We start from the raw sequence: 20,550 nt of genomic DNA on the forward strand, positions 1-20,550 counted from the left end.
GGAATGGTTTTATAAAAATGAGCTTACTGAAATATGGCTCTATACGTGCGGCATACCGGACAAAAACGCTATTAGTTGGATTGGTAGTGTGTCTTGGTCTGGTAGCACAAAGCGCGAGCGCCGAGCGAATTCGTGATCTTACGACCGTTCAGGGCGTGCGCGATAACGCCCTTATCGGCTATGGGTTGGTCGTTGGGTTGGATGGTTCGGGTGACCAAACCATGCAAACTCCGTTTACCACCCAAAGCCTGAACAACATGTTGTCACAGTTGGGGATCACCGTACCTGCGGGAACCAACATGCAGCTTAAAAACGTGGCTGCGGTGATGGTTACCGCCAAGCTGCCCGCGTTTTCGCGGGCAGGGCAAAACATTGACGTCGTAGTGTCGTCGATGGGTAACGCGAAAAGCCTGCGTGGCGGCACGTTACTGATGACGCCGATGAAAGGGGTTGATAATCAGGTTTATGCGCTCGCGCAAGGTAACGTTTTAGTGGGCGGAGCCGGAGCCTCGGCGGGCGGCAGTAGCGTTCAGGTAAACCAGTTAGCGGGCGGGCGTATCACCGGTGGTGCCACCATTGAACGTGAAATTGCGAGCACCTTTGGTAACAGCAATATCATTAATCTTCAGCTTAATGATGAAGATTTCAGCTTGGCGCAGCGGATTAGCGATTCGATTAACCGTTTTGGCGGAATGGGTTCGGCCACGCCGCTAGATGCCCGTACCGTGCAGGTTTTGGTGCCGCAGGGCAACAGTAATCAGGTGCGCGTGCTGGCGAATATTCAGAACATTGAAGTATCTGTTGGCAGCTTTGACGCCAAGGTTATCGTTAACTCGCGTACCGGCTCGGTAGTGATGAACCGTAACGTTGAGCTGGATTCCTGTGCGGTTGCGCAGGGGAACTTGTCGGTGGTGGTGGATCGTCAAAACACCGTCAGCCAGCCAAATACGCCGTTTGGCGGTGGTCAAACCGTGGTAACGCCAAATACGCAGATTTCGGTTCAGCAGGGTCAAGGCTCGCTACAGCAGGTGCGTTCTAGCGCCAACCTAAACAGCGTGGTGCGCACATTGAACGCGTTGGGCGCAACGCCTAACGATCTGATGTCCATTTTGCAAGCCATGCAAAGTGCCGGTTGTTTACGTGCCAAATTGGAAATTATCTGATGAATGATAGCTTCTCTCTAGGAAGTGCGGCGTATGACGCGCAGGCGCTAAACCAGCTCAAACGCCATACGGCCGCGGGGTCGGATCAAGCGATTCGTGAAACCGCCAAGCAGATGGAAGGGATGTTCGTACAAATGATGCTGAAAAGCATGCGTGCGGCCTTGCCTCAGGATGGGGAGCTAAGCACCGAACAAACCAAGCTGTATACGTCGATGTATGACCAGCAGATCGCGCAGGAGATGTCGGGCAGTTTAGGCATCGCCGATATGCTGGTTCAGCAGCTTTCCGGCAGTAAAACGTCTATTCCAGACAGCGTGGGAAGCACCCCAATGGCGCTGGATGGCGAGACTATCCAAAGTATGCCGGTTCGGGCGCTTGAACAGGTGATGCGTCGAGCGATGCCGCGCATTCCGCAGAATGGTTCACCGATGCCAACCAACAACGGGGAATTTGTCACCCAGTTAAGCGGTGCGGCACGGGTCGCGAGCCAGCAAAGCGGGATACCGCATCAGCTGATTGTGGCGCAGGCCGCGCTGGAATCCGGTTGGGGACAGCGTGAAATACCGACGCCAGATGGTTCGCGTAGCTACAACCTGTTTGGGATTAAAGCAGGGAAAAGCTGGGACGGCCCAACCACGGAGATCGCTACCACGGAATATGAAAACGGGGCGGCACACAAAGTGAAGGCCAAGTTCCGTGTTTATGGATCTTATCTGGAAGCGATCAGTGATTACGTTCAACTGATTACCAATAATCCACGCTATGCCAACGTCGCCAATGCCAATACGCCAGAGCAGGCCGCGCACGCTTTGCAGAAAGCGGGCTACGCCACTGATCCGAACTACGCCAGCAAACTGGTGCAGGTAATAGGACAGATTAAAAACGCCGGTGCGCAGGCGGTGAAGGCTTACACCACGGATTTGGAGAAGTTGTTTTAGGGCGAAGGGTGAGGGTTTCGTTCGCCGGTCAGCATTTGAGTTCCCATGGAGCTGTTGGCGCAGGCGTCCGACGAGAGGTTGCCAGCGCGCAACCTCTCGACTCTCGCGCTTTTAACCGAGCTGTTTGACCGACCGGTTTCGGAGCGCACTTCCTGTGCGCCCTCAACCTACCGCCAACATCCCTGTTGGCGGTTCTAAAATGAATTTCATTTAACACAAAAAGACGAACAATTTGTAAAGCTTAAGCCTTGGTAGGGAGAGCCGACACGACAGGGATGTCGTGTCGGAGTTTGGGGCGCCCTGGATGGGCGATACCAAACCGGAGCGGAAATGGCGTTTCGAATTAAGCGCGCGGGTGTTGGGTGCGCGCGCTGGCGCACCCGACTCGGTCGCCTACGCCAGCGTTTTTATGCAAACACAAATACTGACCGGCGAACGAAACTTTACACCGCCGTTGCATACACGAAGGCGGCGAAATATCACACAGTTACAGATAACCATCGGTGGGAGGAAAAATCGTTAGAGGCAATGATTTTCCCCTCAAGTTTACCCTCACCCCGCCGATAACAACTTCAACAACAAGAGCCTTGCCGCGTGATGACGTGAGGCTTTTTTAAGTTTAAAGGAACCCGAATGGCTAACTTAATCAACAGCGCAATGAGTGGACTGAGCGCCGCACAGACCGCGCTGAGCGTCGCGAGTAATAACTTGAGCAATGTATACACCCAAAGCTATAACCGCCAAACCGTCAGCTTTGCACAAAGCGGCGGAACCAGCACGCCAACGGGCTTTATCGGCAACGGTGTTACCGTGAGCGGTATTAACCGCGAATATAACTCGTTTATCGTTAACCAACTGCGCCAAGGGCAGAGTGACTTTGCCTCGACGACCGCGTATTACCAGCAGGTATCGCAAATCGATAACCTCTTGGCAGACAGCAACAACAGCCTGTCGGCGAATATGCAGGATTTCTTCTCTAACCTGCAAAATTTAGTCAGTAACCCTAGCGATCCGGCTGCGCGTCAGACCGTATTAGCCAAGGCCAATGGCTTGGTGAATCAGTTTAAAACCACTGACGAATATCTGAAGAATCTTGAGAGCAACGCGAATCTGACCGTCAGCAACAGCGTTGAGCAGATTAATAACTACACCAAACAGATTGCCAGCCTTAACGATCAAATCTCACGTCTAACCGGCGCAAGCGGTGGCAATGCACCAAACGATTTGCTCGACCTGCGCGATCAGATGGCAACCGAACTGAACCAGATTGCGAATGTAGAAATCACCATGCAAGACGGCTCGATGAGCGTCTCGTTTGCCGGTGGTTTATCACTGGTGCAGGGCAGCTCTTCCTATAAGCTAGAAGCTATTCCATCGAGCGCCAACCCTCAGCGTCTGACCATTGGCTATAACCGTGGGTCAGGAGCGGCGAGCGAAGTGCCTGAAGGTCGCATCACCGGCGGTAGCCTGAGCGGTATTTTGCAGTTCCGCAGCGGCGCGCTGGATAACGCGCGTAACCAACTTGGACAGATCGCGCTTTCCATGGCTGATAGCTTTAATAAAGTTCAGCAGGCCGGTGTCGATCTGAATGGCGATCTCACGACCAACGAGCCGTTCTTCACCATTGGTCAGCCGTCTTCCTACGCTAACAGCAACAATAACCAAGCGGCGGGCGCATCTATTTCTGCCACCTACACGGACGTGAGCCAAACGAAAGCCACGGACTACCGTTTGGAGTATGACAAAAATGGCCAGTGGCAGGTAACGCGTCTTTCCGACAACAGCAAAATCACCAATGTTAAGCCTGATGCGAATGGCAACTTGGTGATTGATTCCACCGGCAAAGGGGATAACACCAACGCCCAGAAAATGCTGGATCTGCAAAAAGCGCAGACCGTGGGGGGGCAAATCTACCTTCAACGAAGCCTATGCGGGTTTAGTCGGCACGGTCGGTAACCAAACCAACAGCGCGAAAGTAGACAGCACCGCACAGGGCAACGTGGTGAAACAGTTGGCTTTGCAGCAGCAGTCGGTTTCAGGTGTAAACCTCGATGAAGAGTACGGCAATCTGATGCGTTTCCAGCAGTATTATCAGGCAAATGCTCAGGTTATTCAGACGGCGACGACGCTATTTAGCGCTCTGCTTAGTATTCGATAAGAAGGATGTTATTCCATGCGTCTTAGCACCAGCATGATGTACCAACAGAATATGGGTGGTATCACCGATGCACAGTCTGAATGGCAGCGCGTCGGTCAACAGCTCTCCAGCGGCAAGCGAGTCATCAACCCTTCAGACGATCCGCTAGCGGCATCGCAGCTGGTTGGTTTGAAGCAGTCTCAGGCTCAAAACGACCAGTATACGATGGCGCGTGGCTATGCGCGTCAAGGCGTATCGCTGGAAGAGAGCGTTTTGCAGCAGGTGACATCTTCCCTGCAAGATGCGACGCCGGTATTGGTTGACGGCGCGTCTTCAGGCAGCAAAAGTGATGACGACCGTGCTTCTATCGCTAAACAGTTGGAAGGTATTCGCGATCAGTTACTGAATCTGGCCAACAGCACCGACGGCAATGGCCGCTACGTGTTTGCCGGTTTCAAAAATGATACCGCGCCTTTCACTAAAGTGACCGATCCGGCGACCGGCAGCGTGACCGTCACCTATAAAGGTGGTGATACCGCAGTGACGCAAAAAGTTGATGCCGCACGCGATATGACCATCAGCCACACCGGTTCCGATGTTTTCCAACAGGCATCCAGCAACCCGGTAAAAGAACCTGATGGCTCAGTGAATAGCGATATCTTTAGCACCTTGCAAAAGGCGATTGATGCGCTGAAAACCCCGATTGCAGGCGCGGATGAAACGGTGAAGAAAGGCGTGAGCGATGCGCTTGACTCCGCCAACCGCGGTCTGCGTAACACCTTGAATAACGTCTCGCAGGTGCGTGCTGAACTTGGTACTAACCTGAAAGAACTGGATTCTCTGGATGCGGTAGGCAGCGAACGTGCCATGACCCACACCAGCCGAATCAGCCAAACGCAGGACGTTGATTGGTATCAGGCAATTTCAGACTACAGCCTGCGTCAGGTTTCATTGCAGGCATCGTATAAAGCGTTTACGGATATGCAGGGTATGTCCCTGTTCCAGATGATTCGCTAATCTCCGACATCCGCGATATAAACAAAAAGCCCCCGCTAGCAATAACGGGGGCTTTTTTATGCAAGAGAATTACGCGAGCGGCGATATCACAATCCCTGCATACCGCCGATCACTTGGGTTAAGCGCTCGAAAATTTCGCTAAAGAGATGTTCACTGAAAGGCACTAACATCGGCATCATCAGGCTAAGTGAAAGCATACCGATGGTGAGCGTGAGGGGAAAGCCCACCACAAAAATAGAGAGCTGTGGTGTCATGCGGTTAAGCAGCCCCAGCGCGGTATTGAGCGACAGCAGCAAGGTGATGAGAGGAAGCGCCAACATTAAGCCATTAATGAAAATCAGGCTACCGGCCTGAGCAAGCATCAAAAAACCGTTGCCGTTAAGCGGTTGTTCACTGATGGGCAGGGTTTGAAAACTGTCTGCCAGAATAGAAATTAGCCACAGATGACCATTAAAACTAAGAAATAACAACATGGTCAGCAGGTTAAGCAAACGTGCCAAAATCGGCATGTTGGGGCCGCCGGAAGGGTCAAAAAAGGTGGCGAATGAAAGCCCCATTTGCAGACCAATCACTTCGCCCGCGAGACGCACGGCGGCAAAAGCAAACTGCATGGTTAATCCGAGCGCGGCGCCAATTAAGATTTGCTGGATGACCAGCCATAGGCCGCTAATGCTCACCACCGGCGTTGGATTGCTGCCTAAATTAGGCACTAGCAAAAAAGTAATCGCCATCGCCAAGCCAACCTTGGTCTTTTTACTGATGGCTTTTTCACTCAGCAGCGGTGCGGTGCTGATTAATGCCAGCATACGCACAAACGGCCAGAAATATTGCCCCAGCCACAAGGCCAGTTGGGAGGTATCAAATGAAATCATCGCGCGCCTTAGCCGATGATGGAGGGAATACTGGTGAAAAGGGTGCGCATGTAGTCCAGCAATAGGCTGAGCATCCACGGTCCCGCAATGACCATGGTCGCGAACACGGCCAGAATTTTAGGGATAAACGACAGCGTCATTTCGTTAATCTGGGTGGCGGCCTGTAGCAAACTGATCACCAAACCACTGATTAGCGCGGCCAACAGCAACGGCGTTGCCAAGGCCAATCCCACTTTCATCGCCTGATAACCGAGCGCCATTACGGATTCTGGAGTCATATTTTTTACTCAGTGAGTGAGGCGGTTAACTGTAAAAACTCTGCGCCAGCGATCCCAATAGCAGCTGCCAGCCATCGACTAAGACAAACAGCATTAACTTGAACGGCAGTGAAATGGTTGCTGGTGGAACCATCATCATCCCGAGCGCCATCAACACGCTGGCAACCACCAAGTCGATAATCAAAAAAGGGATAAAAATGGTGAAGCCAATTTGGAAAGCCGTTTTTAACTCGCTGGTCACGTAAGCGGGCAGCAGGATACGGATCGGCACCTCTTCTGGCCCCGACATCTGCGGCAGATTGGCTAATTTGGCGTACAGCGCCAGATCGGTTTCACGGGTTTGGCGCAGCATGAATTCGCGCAGCGGCTGGGCACCGCGATCCATGGCGACGTCCATGGTGATTTTGTCTTGGCTAAAAGGCTGATAGGCGTCTTGATAAATTTTATCAAACACCGGTGACATCACGAAAAAGGTGAGAAACAGCGCCAGACCGAGCATCACCTGATTGGGTGGCGCAGACGGTGTGCCTAATGCGCTGCGTAATAATCCCAACACGATGATGATGCGGGTAAAGCTGGTCATCATCAGCAATGCGGCGGGCAAAAACGTTAACGAGGTGAGGAAAACCAGCGTTTGAACCGGCAACGACCAGTTTTGTCCACCGTTTGCCAGCGGCTGCGAAACAATGCCGGGCAGCTGTGCCAGCGCCAATGGGCTAGCAAGAAGTAATGTTATGGCACCAAGGCCAAGGATTAAACGCTGAGTGCGCATTAAGACTTATCTCCGCGCTTACCAAATTGTTGCTGTATCACCTGCTTGAAGATCTGGCTGAAGTCCTGTTTTTTCTCAACAGGTTCGTCTTCAGCAAGGGGCGCAGTGAAAGTGTGCAGATGCGTGACGCTCTGGCTGGTTACGCCGAGCACCAAGCATTGATTGTCCACTTCAACCACCACCACGCGCTCACGTGCGCCGAGCGAACAGCTGGCTCGCACGTTAAGCATGCTATTGCGGCTGCTTTTAGGCGCAAAACCTAAGCGTTTAACCAGCCAGCCGATAACCAAAATCAGCAGCAGTATGGCGCCCAGCGTGCTGCCAACCTGTGTCAGTACGCTGCCCGTTGGCACCGTGGGTGCCGCGGGCGCGCTGGTGGATGTTGAAGTGGCGGGGATCATTAGCGGCTCAGACGACGCATGCGTTCAGATGGCGTAATGATGTCGGTGATACGGACGCCAAACTTATCGGCAACCACTACCACTTCACCTTGGGCAATCAGATAACCATTAATCAGAATATCCAATGGCTCACCGGCCAGACCGTCAAGCGCGACCACCGAACCCTGCGACAAACGCAGCAGCTCTTTGATCGTCATCTTGGTGCGACCTAATTCCACCGTCAGCTTGACCGGAATATCTAAAATCAAATCAATATCGTGCAGATTGCCGGCTAACGGCGATGGATTATCAAGATTTTGGAAAATCTCATCCGCAGCATTTCCGGCCGAGGTATTTTCGGTGGTTTGCTGTTCGTTCATCGCTTCCGCCCACAGGTCGGCGGCGTCGTCATGACCTTCGGCAGACGGCTTGTTGACGTCACTCATTGGGCTGATCCTCGCTCAGAGCATTTAAAATAGGGTTGATTAATCGTTCTACGCGCAGTGCATATTGGCCGTTTTGGCTGCCGTATTGGCAGGTTAAAACGGGAACGCCATCCACATTGGCGATAAGTTTTTCAGGTTTTTCAATGGGCAATACATCGCCTGGTTGAAGCTTAAGGACTTCGGACAGGCGTAAAGGAATATCAACAAAGTTGGCCACCAGCTCCAGCTCAGAGTGTTGAACCTGTTTGCTGAGCGTATCGCGCCAGTGCTGATCTTCCTGCTTGGAGTTTTCTAACGGTGGGTTAACCAGCAGCTCGCGCAGCGGCTCAATCATCGAGAAAGGAATACAGATATTAAACTCGCCGCTCAACGCACCTACTTCAATCGTGAAAGGCGTTGTGACCACGATATCGTTCGGTGAGGTGGTGATGTTGGTGAATTTCACCTGAATCTCGGAGCGAACGTATTCCACTTCCAGTTTGTAAATGGCGCTCCACGCATCGCGATAGGCATCCAGCGCCAACCGCAGCATACGTTTAATCACGCGCTGTTCGGTATGGGTGAACTCACGTCCATCGACTTTGGTTGGGAAACGACCGTCGCCACCAAACAGGTTATCCACCGCCATAAACACTAAGCTTGGCGCAAACACCATGAGCGCGGTGCCGCGTAATGGATTGAGGTGAATAAGGTTGAGGTTGGTTGGCACCGGAAGGTTACGGGCGAACTCATGATAGGGCTGAATTTTAACCGCGCCGACCGTGATATCTGGGCTACGGCGCAGCAGGTTAAACAGCCCCATACGAAACTGACGGGCAAAGCGCTCGTTGATGATTTCTAGGGCTTGCAGACGTTCACGAACTACCCGACGCTGGGTGGTCGGGTCGTAGGGGCGAACGTCGCTTTCGCTTCCCGCTAGCGGAATTTCGTTGTCAGGCTTTCCGTTGTCGCTATCGCCGTTCAGCAACGCGTCAATTTCGGCCTGTGACAGAATGCTATCAGACATAGTGATTACCGCAGGATAAAGGCTGTAAACAACACGTCGCTAACGATCTGCTTTGGCTGACCGGGAGCAATAGGTGGCATGAGCACGGCTTTAATATCAGTCATTAACTGAGTTTTACCGTGTTCACTGGCCAGCGTGGCGGCGTGTTGGCGCGAAAGCAGCATCAATAAACGGCTGCGCATTTCAGGCAGATAATCGTTCATACGTTTACGCGTGGCTTCATCAGGCAAACGTAGCGTTAAACCGATATAAAGCACACGATCGGCATCTTCACCGTCGCTGATCAGGTTAACGGTGAAGGTATCGAGAGGCATAAATACCGGCATTGGCGGCGGAACCGGTTTGCTTTCGGCTAGCTTTTCTTGGTGCTGATAATATTTCCAGCCATAAAAACCGCCACCAGCACCCGCAGCAATAAGAATTAACAGTATCCATACCCACTTGGCACGCCGCTTAGTGTTCTTGGGGAGTGTGGTTTCAGACATAAGGGGATGATTCCTGTTACGGTGCGAAGAAGCGCACATGAATTTTACTTGTGCTGTCTATTATCCTTGGCTCTCGGGTGTTCAATGGGGGGAATAGAGGGTGAAAATGGGGTTAATTGCGGTGGATACCATGCGGATGGTTAATGTTTGGGCTGTTTGGTTGCTACTGATGAGGTATCTTAGTCATGGTGCATATTACGTACGCCTAATATATCCAGCCAGACATCAATATTGTGCAGGCGTCCGTGTCGGAGGGCTCAAGCGCCGCCCTCCGACGCCTCGGCTTGGCACCGTTCTTCAGCCTGCTTCGCAGGTGCCCGAATATCGTCATTCCGGCTTTAACGGAACGAACGGCAATCGCCATCCTGGCTCCTCCGTTCTTTCGCCGACATCCCTGTCGGCGAATCCTAGCCTTCATTCCTCTCTTCGGCTGAAGAACAACGTGCCGGAAAAGGTCAAACCCAAAAACCAAAAGGCAAAAGGCAAAAACCTTATCTGTTTTTAGTTTAAGTCTTGGGAGAAAGAGCAACGCTAACAGGATGTTAGCGTTAGGGGAGGAGGCGCCAAGGATGGCGCATGCCGACCCGGCGCGGAGATGGCGTCTCGGATAAAAGCGCGCGAGTTGAGAGCCCCCGCGCAACGGGGCTCTCATCGGACGCCTTCGACTTGGCTACATATGAGAGCGGTTATTGATAGGCGGTCGAAACCTTACACCTTATGGCACAGATAACAGGCAGCCGAAACCTTACCCACAACCCTATTCAATCTAATGAAATGAAATTTAAACACTGATATCCACTCCCCCAACTCTCACCGTCTTCGCCGATGCACTGGCTGCAACGATCCTATCGTCGATATTCCCATCCAAACTAAATCCACCAGAAGTAGCTTGTCGGTCGGAGGCGTTTTGCTGGCTGCCGTTCCACTGCGGTTGGGCTTCGCTGCCCACGCTGCTTTGTCCTAGCTGAATACCGCTATCCGCCAGCGCGGTGCGCAGTTGAGGGAGGGCAGCCTCCAGCGCTGCGCGTACCTGACTGTGACCCGATGCCATATGCAGCTGCGCTTGGTTGTCATCGATGCGCAAGCTGATTTGTAATGTACCCAGATCCTGTGGATGCAGGCGCAGTTCAGCGCTGTGTTGGCCGCTGCGGTTAAACATGAGGATCTGCTGACCTAACGCCTGCTGCCATTCACTGCTGCCTAGCTGAGCATTAAGTACCGGTGTTGGCATCGGTGCGGCGGGAACCGCGATTGTTTGCTGGGCCACCACTGGGCTACTTACGGCAATATTGTGCATCGCTTGGCTCAGCGTGTGCGCTGGCTGTTGAGAAAGGTTGAGATCGCCGCGTGGTAGACGAACATCCTCCATTTGAGGGGCCAGTTTCAGCGGGATTTCCCCGCTTTTTAGCGAGTTAATGCTGGTTTCAACGCTCGATTTGAGCGCTGATGGATCACTCTTTTTGCTCGGTACAGCCGCTAATGAGAGATCCCATTCCTGACCGTCTGTATCGGCATCCGGCTTATCGGACTTCAATAACGAGCCAAGATCTAGCTTGGCATCTTTTTTATCTTCACCCGTAAGCAAATTCATCAGGGGAGATGTGTGATCGGATGTGGCTGCATTCAACGCATCGTTGATTTCAGCGCTGTTGGCGGTGTCAGACACGGCAATTTTGGGCAGAGCATCGGGAAGCATCGCAAACAAGGCGCTGATGGCGGCTTGTCCCGCTTGTTCAGTGCCTTTGTCTGTTACCGTGTCAGTTAATCCTGATAGATGATCGCCTTTGCCCGCAGGTTTCTTATCTGCGAGCGCGTTGCTCAGTGATGCCAGTAATTTCTGCTGCTGTTTAGGATCCAATGTTGCCAACTGGCCTAACAGCTTCTGTGCATCTTCACCCTTAGCGGACTGATTTTCTAGCGTTTTGGCCAGTGCAGCTTGTAGCGATTTCAGGTCTGTTGTTTCTGCTAAACCTGAAGCCGATTTATTGGTTGCTGTGCGGGGCGTGCGACTTTCTTTGGCCGGTGAATGTGCTTGCGACAGCACGTCGGAGAAAGGCGCAGCCGCTTTTCCCTGTGATTTAGCCGACGGGGCACTCGCATTGGTTGCAGTAGGGTTTGTTATCGCTGCAGCGAGCAGTGGGGACGTCATGATTTTTCTCTCCTCATGGCGGCACGCTGGGCGTACTCATCCATCCGTTTTTGATCTTGTTTATTGAGCTGCATTTTTAACTGATGCTCTTGGCGTTCGTGGAGCGTACAAAATGCATTTAGGCGTTGCTGTTTTTCCTGCCAGCAGCGCGTGGCGGTTGCGAGTCTGACATTGCATTGGTTTAACTGTAGGCGATGCTGGTCAATCGCCTGATCCAAAGTGCGAATAAACTGCTGATAATTTCGCCAGCTGGACGCATCCATACCGCCGCTCATCCCCTGATTGAGACGCTGGCGGTATTCATCTTGATAATTGAGCAGCATAGTCAGCTGCTGTTCTGCATGTAAAAACGCTTGCTGCGATTTGCCTAGTGCGGTGGTGGCATCATCAACATCTTGCTGTGCCAGGTCACGTAGCGTGCCCATAGGTGAAGACATTTTTACCTCCTATCTCTGCGGGTGTACTGAAGTTGTACAACGTGCAGAGATGCCTATTTAGTGCCCCTATGCGGGGAACAAAGCCTGAAGACTTGAGCAAGCATCGGCATAGCCGCTGCGCTCGAAGATCCCTTGTTGCAAAAACGCTTCCAAATGCGGATAAAGTGTAATGGCCTGATCTAATAGCGGATCGGAGCCCTTGGCATAAGCGCCCACGCTGATGAGATCGCGGTTGCGCTGATAGCTCGAAAGTAGCTGTTTAAAGCGTCTGACTCGGGCGTAGTGGTCATCGCTGATGAGCGACGTCATGGCACGGCTGATCGACGCTTCAATATCAATTGCCGGATAGTGCCCCGCCTCGGCTAAACGGCGTGATAGAACGATATGCCCATCCAAAATCGCACGCGCTGAGTCGGCGATTGGGTCTTGCTGATCGTCACCTTCGGTCAGAACCGTATAAAACGCGGTGATCGAACCGCCGCCGTGGGTACCATTACCTGCACGTTCAACCAGCGCCGGTAGTTTGGCGAATACTGAAGGTGGATAGCCCTTGGTCGCTGGCGGTTCACCGATAGCCAGTGCGATTTCACGCTGCGCCATGGCATAGCGGGTGAGGGAGTCCATAATCAGCAACACATGCTGGCCGCGATCGCGAAAATCTTCGGCAATACGCGTGGCGTAAGAGGCACCCTGCATACGCAATAGAGGAGAGACATCGGCTGGTGCAGCGATAACCACCGAACGTTTACGGCCTTCGTCGCCCAAAATATTCTCGATGAAGTCTTTAACTTCGCGGCCACGTTCGCCAATCAACCCTACGACGATCACATCGGCTTGGGTATAGCGCGCCATCATGCCTAACAGCACGCTTTTACCTACGCCGGAACCGGCAAAAAGCCCCATGCGCTGCCCACGCCCTACGGTCAGCAGGGCATTAATGGCACGAACCCCGACGTCGAGCACGTCAACGATCGGCGTGCGCTGCAACGGGTTAAACGGCAGCGTGGTAAGCCCGCCAAGATCGGCGTCTTCCGGTGGTGGAAGTCCGTCGAGCGGCTTTGCGCCGCCGTCGAGCACGCGGCCTAATAACATGGGGCCAAGCGGAAGCTGTTTCCCACCGGACTGTAAGCCACCGCTTTGGGAGCAAACGCGTGCACCAGGCACAATACCGTCAACTTCTTCTAACGGCATGAGAAACAGCTGCTGCCCATTGAAGCCAACGACTTCGGCTTCAACCTGCTGAATTTTCACGCCGTCATGCCGTTCAATCAGGCACGTTGCACCAATGGGCAGCTGTAAACCGCTGGCCTCGAGAACCAACCCTGTTGCTCGGGTTAAACGACCGTAGCGCCGCGCAGGTGGGATCTGTGGAATGCGCTTTTCGAAGGCATCTAAGGTGCCTAACCACGTATTGATGCGTTGGGTCATAGTGGCAACTCCGGTGCTGCCAGTTTGCATAGCTCTTGCCAACGGGTGGCGATGCTGGCGTCAAGTTCGCCGCCCTCGGCGCTGATTTTGCAGCCGCCGCGGTGTAACTGGGTGTCGGCAAGTAAACGCCAACCCTGCTGTTCTAACTGTACGCCGAGCTGCTGCTGAATAATCGGCAAATCTTGCGGATTAACGCGCAGTTGTAAATTGCCGTTAAACAGCGGTTCTTGATTGATCAGATGCTGAATTTGTTGCAGCACCGCGCTGGCGTCGCACACCGGAGACTGGCCGATGATTTGCTTCGCGGCGGTCAGCGCCATTTGCATTAGACGTGCGGCAATCACATTGTCCATGGCCTGCAATGAATGCTGGAACTCTTGGGCAAGCTGCCGCCAATGGTCGAGTATCGGCTGTTGCTCGGTTTGTGCCTGCTGCAATCCCTGAGAACGACCCTCGTTGAGGCCTTGTTGGAAGCCTGCATCGTAGCCCTGTTTTTCGCCTTGCTGTAACCCGTGTTGATACCCCTGCATTTGGGCATCTTCACGCAGCTGCTCTAACTCGGCCTGCGCAATAACGGCGGGGGTAGACTCCGCAGCAGGGGGCAGGGGATCCATTTTAAAGGTCGGCATTTTAGGCTTACGCGGCGCTGAAAAATCACGCATCTCCCAGCGCTGCCACTGCTGATTAGTTTCTTCAATAGTGGCTTTGGGGAATACCGCTTTGCGGAATCCATCTTTCGGATTAGGAGGATTAGACATAAGCATCCTCGCCGCCGCCGATCACAACTTCGCCGCTTTCCGCTAATCGACGAACGATCAACAGAATGGCTTTTTGTTCGCTTTCTACCAGCGATAGACGAACTGGCCCACGCGTGGAGAGATCGTCGCGCAGAATATCGGCTGCACGCTGCGACATATTGCGCATAAATTTCTCGCGTAGCGCTTCGTCGGCGCCTTTGAGGGCGATGAGCAGAGATTCGGACTCCACTTCCTGCAAGATGCGCTGAATGCTGCGATCGTCGACGTCGACCAGATTTTCGAACAGGAACATTTCGTCGATGATTTTCTGCGCCAGCTCGCCGTCGTAAGTACGCATAGCTTCGATAACCGATTCTTCCTGCTGAGTTTTCATCAGGTTGATAATCTCTGCCGCCGTGCGAATTCCGCCCATTTTGCTGCGTTTGAGGTTTTGGCCATCTAACAAACCGTTCAGCACTTCGGTCAGTTCTTGTAGCGCCGTAGGCTGAACACCACCAAAGGTGGCGATACGCAGCACTACGTCGTTGCGCTGGCGCTCGTCAAACTGCGCCAGAATATCCGCGGCCTGAGAGCGTTTCAGGTGCACTAAAATAGTGGCAATGATCTGCGGATGTTCATCGCGAATAATATCGGCGGCGGCCTGAGGCTCCATAAAGTTGAGCGTTTCAATGCCGCTGGCGGTTTCGCGTGATTCGAGAATGTCTTCCAATAGGCTGGAGGCGCGCTCTTCACCTAGTGCTTTCACCAATACCGAACGCAGATAGTCGCTGGCGTTGACGCTGAGCGCTTCGTACTGCTCGGCTTCATCTTGAAACTCGTTGAGCACTTCGCCTAACTGCTGGTGAGAAACCTGACTCATGGTCGCCATCGTGGTGCTGAGGTTCTGCACCTCGCGGGTAGAGAGGTGCTTAAACACCTCTGCCGCACGGTCTTCACCGATGGTCATCAATAAAATGGCGCTTTTTTCAGTTGGGGTCATGGTCATTGCTCGTTACTCATCCATTGGCGAATGACTAGCGCAACCACGCGAGGGTCTTGCTCAGCCATATCCCGGACACGCTGTGCCTGCTGTTCAGCGCTGGCACGCTGCTGTGTTTTACGACGATTCTGTACTTCTTCATTGCTTGGCTTAGCAGGTTGAACCGGCGTGGTGATAATTGGCGTAGGCTCAACGCGACGCGCAGTCTGTGCGTTAGCCAGCTGTTTGTTCAACAGCGGTTTCACCAGTTTGCGCCACAGAATGAAGGCGACAATCAGCACCAACAGGTAACGACCCAACGTCATCAACAGATCAAAGAAGCTTGATTGTTGCCAGAATGGAACATCGCTGCTGTTTTCAACATCGGCGGTAAATGGCGTGTTGACGACGTTTAACGTGTCGCCGCGCGCTGCGGAGAAGCCCATGGCTTCGCGAACCAGTGATGTGACCTGCTCAATTTGCTGTGGCGTTAATGGAATGCTTTTACCGCTAGCGTTGGTGCCATAGTTAACGACGACGGCTACCGACAGACGATCGATGTTGCCCGCTTTTTGCTGGGTGTGGCGGATGGTGCGATCCACTTCATAGTTGATGGTTTCATCACGGCGCGCATTGGACGCTGAGCTACTCCGGCGACCGTTAGTATCAATGGCAGAAGCAGGGCGCTGAGTATTCGCCGCATTGGCCGCGTTGGCATTTGCGCCAGCCTGCGGAGGATTTGTGATATTCCCCGTCGGAGGTGGAGCCGGTTGATTGGTCAATGCGCCAGGGACGCCGCCGGAGAGTTGGCCGCCGGACTGCGAGCTGTCGCTCAGCTGCTGGCTACGAACCGCTGCCTGATTAGTGCCCTGATTGGGTTTGTACTCTTCGTCAGTTTGCTCACGAACGGCATTATCATTTGCGCGGTAACCTGCGCATGCACGTTGCCGTTGCCGACCATCGGCTGCAAGATAGCCTCAATGCGGCGCTGAATTCGGCTTTCGACTTCATTAGCATATTTTAACTGGGTGGCGTTGAGATCGCGTCCTGTGCCGTCTGACTGAGTTAGCAGGTGTCCGCCTTGATCGACCACGGTGACATTCCCCGCGGGCAAGCCTGCAACGCTGCTCGATACCATATAGACAATGGCGTTGATTTGCCCTTCATCTAAAGCGCGACCGGGTTGCAGATTTAAGGTAACGGATGCCGAAGGCTGCTTTTGTTCTCGAACAAACAGTGAAGGCTTGGGTAATGCCAAGTGGACGCGGGCCGTCTGAACGGGGCCTAATGTTTCGATGGTGCGAGAAAGCTCGCCTTCCAACGCGCGTTGATAGTTGATTTGTTCACTGAACTGGCTGATGCCAAATTTTTCTTGATCCAGAAGCTCAAATCCAACGGCTCCCCCTTTCGGCAGACCTTGCTGCGCGAGGCGCAGGCGAGTCTCATGGACCTTTTCCGCCGGAATTAACAGCGCAGTGCCATTATCCGTGAAGCGATACGGAATGTTCATTTGGGTGAGCTGGGTGACAATGGCACCGCCGTCCCGATCGCTGATGTTGCTATAAAGAACCCGATAATCAGGAGATTTAGCCCACAGAGCGAGTACTGCAATAACGGCGATAGCAACCGCACCGGCAATAAGCAGTGGAATTTTGGGGTTAGCACGTAGGCGATTCACTATGCTAGCGATACCGCCATCCCCGCTTTTTGCTGTGGTGCCAGCGCTACCGTTGGCTGAAGCGTTCATGTGCTTACCTTGTCTTTCAGTTGGGCCGGGAAAGAACCCCGGAATAAATTGATATCTTGCAAAACGAACTCCCTGACGCGCTATCAGCGAAATGTATTCAATCAGAGCCTTTTCTTGGAAGGTCTGCGGCTTACAAAAGTAGGCAGGGTATTATTCTGCGGAGAAGGGGAAGTTGATGGGAGAATAAGGCCCTATTTTTGTATCTATTTAGCGGCTTTACTCTTTGATCTCTGTGCTAGGGTGATGCCTTATGGGTAAAAGCCATTTGGTTAACACAGATAAAAAGGGGATCGGCAGTGGCGATAGTGGGTATTGAAGGTGTACTTCAGCAGCTTCAGGCAACGGCTGTATCAGCTGCAAACCGTAGCCAAAATAGCGAGGCTCCACAGGGGGCATTTGCCGCTGAACTAAAAGCCGCAGTAAACCGTATCAGTGATACGCAGAATAGTGCCAAGATTCAGGCGCAAAACTTTGAAATGGGTGTGCCGGGTGTTGGGCTAAACGATGTGATGGTTGATTTGCAAAAATCAGGGATCTCGTTGCAGATGGGGATTCAGGTGCGTAACCGCTTAGTTGCTGCCTATCAAGATATTATGAATATGCAGGTCTAGCATGGTAATGCTATTGTTTTATAAAGAGTTTAACTGTTGCTAACTTTGCTATGGGGCATGGGTGGGGCAAAGTCAGATAATTTCTGGTTCAGCATGGCTACTTGCTCGCTATTTGTTTCCTCCATCCAAGCTCCATAAACCTGATAAACCATTTGGGCGTTAGTGTGGCCCATTTGTGATGCAATGAAGTTTGGGTTAGCTCCAGCAGACAAAGACCAACATGCATACGTATGGCGGGACTGATACGCTTTCCTATGTTTTAGTCCGGCGCGCTTTAACGCAGTATCCCAACTTTGGCTGATCGAACCAACAGAATAATGGTCTCCTGATCTGCCATTTGTGGCGGAAACTGACGGTATAAATACAAACGTGCATTTGTGAGTTGTCTTCCTGCCATACTCTCTCTGAGTTACTGGGATATCGTGCTGCTTGCTCAGTCTAGTTAGCTCTGACTGGTCGCGCAGAATTTCTATCGCCGGTCTTATCAGATTAATGGTTCTTTCTCCTGCGGCAGTTTTTGGAAGCGTAAACTCTCCAACCTTTGCAAGATTTCGACGGACGGATAGTGTCCCTGCTTTTAGGTCAATATCCTCCCACGCCAGTGCGCATATCTCCCCATGCCTCATTCCTGTATAGACTGCTAGTGACCATATATTTCTAATCTGGCGTTCTCTAAAGGCATCTATCATCCTCACAAACTCCTCTCTGGTTAGGGGGTCTGGTTCGGGTTTCCCTTTCCTCAGGGGAGTAATATTTGCGGTTGGATCTGAGGAAATATAATTATTGGCCAGAGCAAAACGGAACAATGATGTTAGTCCGGATATATAGGAATTGACCGTTGGAACAGATCGGCCTTTCCTGATCACTTTGTGCATGTAACCGGGGGTTTGAAATCCGGTAAGTAACTCCTTTCTAAGGTTAAGAATATCTTCTTGTGTAATTGATGAAATCAAGCGGTTAGAACCTATGAATGGAAGTGAGTTTTTTATTTTAGACCGGTATCTATCCAGAGTGCTTCCAGCAATCTCTGTCTCTTTGATTGAAAGCCATTTATCTGCCAAATCTCCGATCGTAATCTCTCGCTTCGTTGTCACGAACCTTGTTAGGTTAGGCGAGCTTGGGAACTGTTCTGCATAATCAAAAGTCCCCATTTTTATTGCAAAACAAATCGAAGTTCTAAGATCTCCAGCTATCTTCCTATTCTTTGGTGTGTCAGGGACACCTAATGATTCCCTGACTCTTTCACCTTTGTAGATGAACCATAGCCGCAAATTGCCACCATGGTTCTCTACACCCGTTGGGTATTTAGCCATTCACACATCCTCATAAGTTAGTGGGGAAGCTATTTAAGCAGATTTCCGACGAGGGATCGCTGCCGGCTGTCCGTCCATCCAGCGCTCAACCATTTTCCAATCATAAAAACAGGTGCTGTTATCTCGTGGTTGCCCGTCTGGAGAGATGTGCTTGTATTCTCGTCCCTCCATCCAGCAATCTTCACGGGCTTTCTTTATGGTGTTCTTTTTGAGGCCTGTTATCCCCATTAGAACGCTTTCTGATACCCATTTAGCTGGTACTAACTGAATTACGTTGTTATCCATCATTTATCCTTATCCGTCACTTTCATGCAGTAGCAAGACAGCACCATCCACGGCTTAAATCTGCCGCATAGTGGCGCTATCTTTGCTGAATGCTTATCGAGTAACTGACGGTATGTTTGAGAATTGTTTTTGCTGCGGAGTTCTATGAGAAGGGCTCTTGCTATATTGCGGATCGCGTTGTCTTGTTCTGCTGTCATGTCATGCCGCTTTCACTCCCGCCATAATGTCGCTGCCGATTGCGATCAGTTCGTCGCGTGATACTGTTGTGAATTGGCAACGTGGTTTGATGAATGGGCGCCAGATGAATAGCAGACTGCCTTTGCTGTTTCCGTTTTTACCGGGCTTTCCGGTGCCAGCGTTGATGAATGACAACCGGCCACCAGTGATTAGACGGACTTCATCAACAGACTCCAGCGCCAGAGAAAACCAACCGGTAGATGTATCGGCAGGGAGCAACATCACAATCGGCTGACTTTGTTCTTTGCACTGCTCGGCGGCCTTTTCTACCCACGGAGTTATGTTTGAGTAGGGAGGGTTACACCAGATAGCGCCGTAGCTTACCCACTCGCTATTCAATGCATCATCGCGCTCTGTCAGATATCTGGCACACAGTGCGTTTCCGTGATCGGCCGCCGCGTCGAGATAGAAACCAAACTCAGCATCAAGCGCGGCGAATACCTCTATCGGCGTCTGCCACCGGTCTTTATGTTCGAGTGGTGTATTGCTCGCAAACTCACTCACGCTGCATTCCCCCACACTTTGGATAAATCCCTTGGCCGCATCATTGACGTAGCCACATATGATTTCTCTCGGTTGATAATCTCTATGAAGAATTTCTCTTCGCTAACTTTGATTGTGTATGTGACGCCTTTCTTGGTTGGCCCATAGTCGCCGTACTTTTCCTGATGCTGATTGAGCGCCGCTTTCATAGCCGCTCTTTCTTTACGCTCTGGATTACCCTTGATGATGTGTCGCATTGTTAAAGTCCTTGAAAGCCTTTTCACACTGCAATGAAACTCGCTCTATTAATTGCTGCATTGCCTGCAATGACTGGGCGTCAGAGAGCAGAACCTCGCGCTGAATTAATGCAGAGATAAGCGTGGAGATTTTTGAGTAGAACCCGATGGACTGAAGCCTCTCTTCACCTGCAGATTTACCTTCCTTTGCTACCTTTTTCTCGTTAAGAATCAGGTTGTATGTGTCACTCGTAATGACGTATTCGCCGATTTCGATTTGCATGTTTTCTCCAAACTTAGGCAATAAAAAAGCCGCTGGTTAGCGGCTATTAATCTTTGTTAACTGGTAAGCACATTAGAACGTGGTTAGGCCGCTTCTCATGAATCAGCTTTATCCATTGTTCACAGGTTTCT

General features: G+C 52.0%; 21 protein-coding genes and 2 pseudogenes. 5 read left to right on the top strand and 18 right to left on the bottom strand.

All coding sequences use genetic code 11. The annotated features are described in order from the left end of the window. Window positions 1-17: 17 nt before the first annotated feature. The 4 genes and pseudogenes from DSM2777_RS10860 to flgL all read left to right on the top strand — a co-directional run bounded on the left by DSM2777_RS10860 (window position 18) and on the right by flgL (window position 5,255). On the top strand, window positions 18-1,163 hold the full coding sequence (locus DSM2777_RS10860; RefSeq protein ID WP_046458515.1) for a flagellar basal body P-ring protein FlgI: 1,146 nt from the start codon (window positions 18-20) through the stop codon (window positions 1,161-1,163). After that, complete coding sequence (flgJ, locus tag DSM2777_RS10865) at window positions 1,163-2,101, top strand: flagellar assembly peptidoglycan hydrolase FlgJ (RefSeq protein WP_061553946.1); 939 nt, start codon at window positions 1,163-1,165, stop codon at window positions 2,099-2,101. The genes DSM2777_RS10860 and flgJ overlap by 1 nt, the downstream gene beginning before the upstream one ends. Before the next feature lie 633 nt (window positions 2,102-2,734). Further along, window positions 2,735-4,259, top strand: a pseudogene (flgK, locus tag DSM2777_RS10870) (flagellar hook-associated protein FlgK). A 15-nt stretch (window positions 4,260-4,274) separates the two neighbouring features. Next, on the top strand, window positions 4,275-5,255 hold the full coding sequence (gene flgL, locus DSM2777_RS10875; RefSeq protein WP_061553947.1) for a flagellar hook-associated protein FlgL: 981 nt from the start codon (window positions 4,275-4,277) through the stop codon (window positions 5,253-5,255). A gap of 86 nt (window positions 5,256-5,341) precedes the next feature. On the opposite strand, the gene fliR is transcribed toward flgL, so the two are convergent. The 13 genes and pseudogenes from fliR to fliF form a co-directional block, all read right to left on the bottom strand. Next, window positions 5,342-6,127, bottom strand: coding sequence for a flagellar biosynthetic protein FliR (fliR, locus tag DSM2777_RS10880; RefSeq protein WP_025802276.1), 786 nt, complete (start codon window positions 6,125-6,127; stop codon window positions 5,342-5,344). An 8-nt stretch (window positions 6,128-6,135) separates the two neighbouring features. Then, window positions 6,136-6,405, bottom strand: a complete 270-nt coding sequence (fliQ, locus tag DSM2777_RS10885) for a flagellar biosynthesis protein FliQ (protein WP_008813840.1) — start codon at window positions 6,403-6,405, stop codon at window positions 6,136-6,138. A gap of 25 nt (window positions 6,406-6,430) precedes the next feature. Beyond that, window positions 6,431-7,177: a flagellar type III secretion system pore protein FliP gene (gene fliP / locus DSM2777_RS10890; protein WP_061553948.1), complete on the bottom strand. Its 747-nt coding sequence runs from the start codon at window positions 7,175-7,177 to the stop codon at window positions 6,431-6,433. After that, on the bottom strand, window positions 7,177-7,578 hold the full coding sequence (gene fliO / locus DSM2777_RS10895) for a flagellar biosynthetic protein FliO (RefSeq protein WP_061553949.1): 402 nt from the start codon (window positions 7,576-7,578) through the stop codon (window positions 7,177-7,179). Before fliO ends, fliP begins: the two co-directional genes overlap by 1 nt. After that, entirely contained in the window at window positions 7,578-8,003 is a 426-nt protein-coding gene (gene fliN, locus DSM2777_RS10900) for a flagellar motor switch protein FliN (RefSeq protein ID WP_025802268.1), read from the bottom strand. The genes fliO and fliN overlap by 1 nt, the downstream gene beginning before the upstream one ends. Beyond that, on the bottom strand, window positions 7,996-9,009 hold the full coding sequence (gene fliM, locus DSM2777_RS10905) for a flagellar motor switch protein FliM (RefSeq protein WP_025802266.1): 1,014 nt from the start codon (window positions 9,007-9,009) through the stop codon (window positions 7,996-7,998). The genes fliN and fliM overlap by 8 nt, the downstream gene beginning before the upstream one ends. 5 nt (window positions 9,010-9,014) lie before the next feature. Then, the gene (gene fliL / locus DSM2777_RS10910) at window positions 9,015-9,494 is read right to left on the bottom strand and encodes a flagellar basal body-associated protein FliL (protein ID WP_046460143.1); all 480 of its coding nucleotides are present in this window, start codon (window positions 9,492-9,494) and stop codon (window positions 9,015-9,017) included. Between the two features lie 781 nt (window positions 9,495-10,275). Then, the gene (locus DSM2777_RS10920) at window positions 10,276-11,643 is read right to left on the bottom strand and encodes a flagellar hook-length control protein FliK (RefSeq protein ID WP_061553950.1); all 1,368 of its coding nucleotides are present in this window, start codon (window positions 11,641-11,643) and stop codon (window positions 10,276-10,278) included. Continuing rightward, the gene (fliJ, locus tag DSM2777_RS10925; protein ID WP_040046484.1) at window positions 11,640-12,080 is read right to left on the bottom strand and encodes a flagellar export protein FliJ; all 441 of its coding nucleotides are present in this window, start codon (window positions 12,078-12,080) and stop codon (window positions 11,640-11,642) included. The genes DSM2777_RS10920 and fliJ overlap by 4 nt, the downstream gene beginning before the upstream one ends. A 66-nt stretch (window positions 12,081-12,146) precedes the next feature. After that, window positions 12,147-13,508 carry a flagellar protein export ATPase FliI gene (fliI, locus tag DSM2777_RS10930; RefSeq protein WP_061553951.1) on the bottom strand — a complete coding sequence of 454 codons (1,362 nt, stop codon included), beginning with the start codon at window positions 13,506-13,508 and terminating at the stop codon, window positions 12,147-12,149. Then, window positions 13,505-14,266: a flagellar assembly protein FliH gene (gene fliH / locus DSM2777_RS10935; RefSeq protein WP_061553952.1), complete on the bottom strand. Its 762-nt coding sequence runs from the start codon at window positions 14,264-14,266 to the stop codon at window positions 13,505-13,507. Before fliH ends, fliI begins: the two co-directional genes overlap by 4 nt. Beyond that, window positions 14,259-15,251, bottom strand: a complete 993-nt coding sequence (gene fliG, locus DSM2777_RS10940; protein WP_061553953.1) for a flagellar motor switch protein FliG — start codon at window positions 15,249-15,251, stop codon at window positions 14,259-14,261. The genes fliH and fliG overlap by 8 nt, the downstream gene beginning before the upstream one ends. Beyond that, window positions 15,248-16,971: pseudogene (gene fliF, locus DSM2777_RS10945) on the bottom strand (flagellar basal-body MS-ring/collar protein FliF). The gene fliG and the pseudogene fliF overlap by 4 nt, the downstream one beginning before the upstream one ends. A 296-nt stretch (window positions 16,972-17,267) precedes the next feature. On the opposite strand from fliF, the gene fliE reads away from it, so the two are divergent. Then, window positions 17,268-17,582 (top strand): flagellar hook-basal body complex protein FliE, encoded by a 315-nt coding sequence (gene fliE, locus DSM2777_RS10950; RefSeq protein ID WP_046459966.1) that lies wholly within the window; start codon window positions 17,268-17,270, stop codon window positions 17,580-17,582. A gap of 29 nt (window positions 17,583-17,611) precedes the next feature. Here the strand turns inward: fliE and DSM2777_RS10955 are convergent, their stop codons facing one another. The 5 genes from DSM2777_RS10955 to DSM2777_RS10980 all read right to left on the bottom strand — a co-directional run bounded on the left by DSM2777_RS10955 (window position 17,612) and on the right by DSM2777_RS10980 (window position 20,419). Then, a complete protein-coding gene (locus tag DSM2777_RS10955) occupies window positions 17,612-18,895 on the bottom strand; it encodes a tyrosine-type recombinase/integrase (protein ID WP_061553954.1) in 1,284 nt (427 codons plus the stop codon). A gap of 33 nt (window positions 18,896-18,928) precedes the next feature. Continuing rightward, complete coding sequence (gene xisR, locus DSM2777_RS10960) at window positions 18,929-19,183, bottom strand: excisionase family protein (RefSeq protein WP_418009335.1); 255 nt, start codon at window positions 19,181-19,183, stop codon at window positions 18,929-18,931. A gap of 195 nt (window positions 19,184-19,378) precedes the next feature. Continuing rightward, complete coding sequence (locus DSM2777_RS10970) at window positions 19,379-19,921, bottom strand: phage N-6-adenine-methyltransferase (protein ID WP_061553957.1); 543 nt, start codon at window positions 19,919-19,921, stop codon at window positions 19,379-19,381. Further along, a complete protein-coding gene (locus DSM2777_RS10975) occupies window positions 19,918-20,157 on the bottom strand; it encodes a DUF4060 family protein (RefSeq protein WP_061553958.1) in 240 nt (79 codons plus the stop codon). Before DSM2777_RS10975 ends, DSM2777_RS10970 begins: the two co-directional genes overlap by 4 nt. Further along, window positions 20,135-20,419, bottom strand: a complete 285-nt coding sequence (locus DSM2777_RS10980) for a DUF5405 family protein (RefSeq protein WP_035502976.1) — start codon at window positions 20,417-20,419, stop codon at window positions 20,135-20,137. Before DSM2777_RS10980 ends, DSM2777_RS10975 begins: the two co-directional genes overlap by 23 nt. Window positions 20,420-20,550: the final 131 nt, after the last annotated feature.

It is taken from the genome of Obesumbacterium proteus (assembly GCF_001586165.1).
Classification (GTDB): domain Bacteria; phylum Pseudomonadota; class Gammaproteobacteria; order Enterobacterales; family Enterobacteriaceae; genus Hafnia; species Hafnia protea.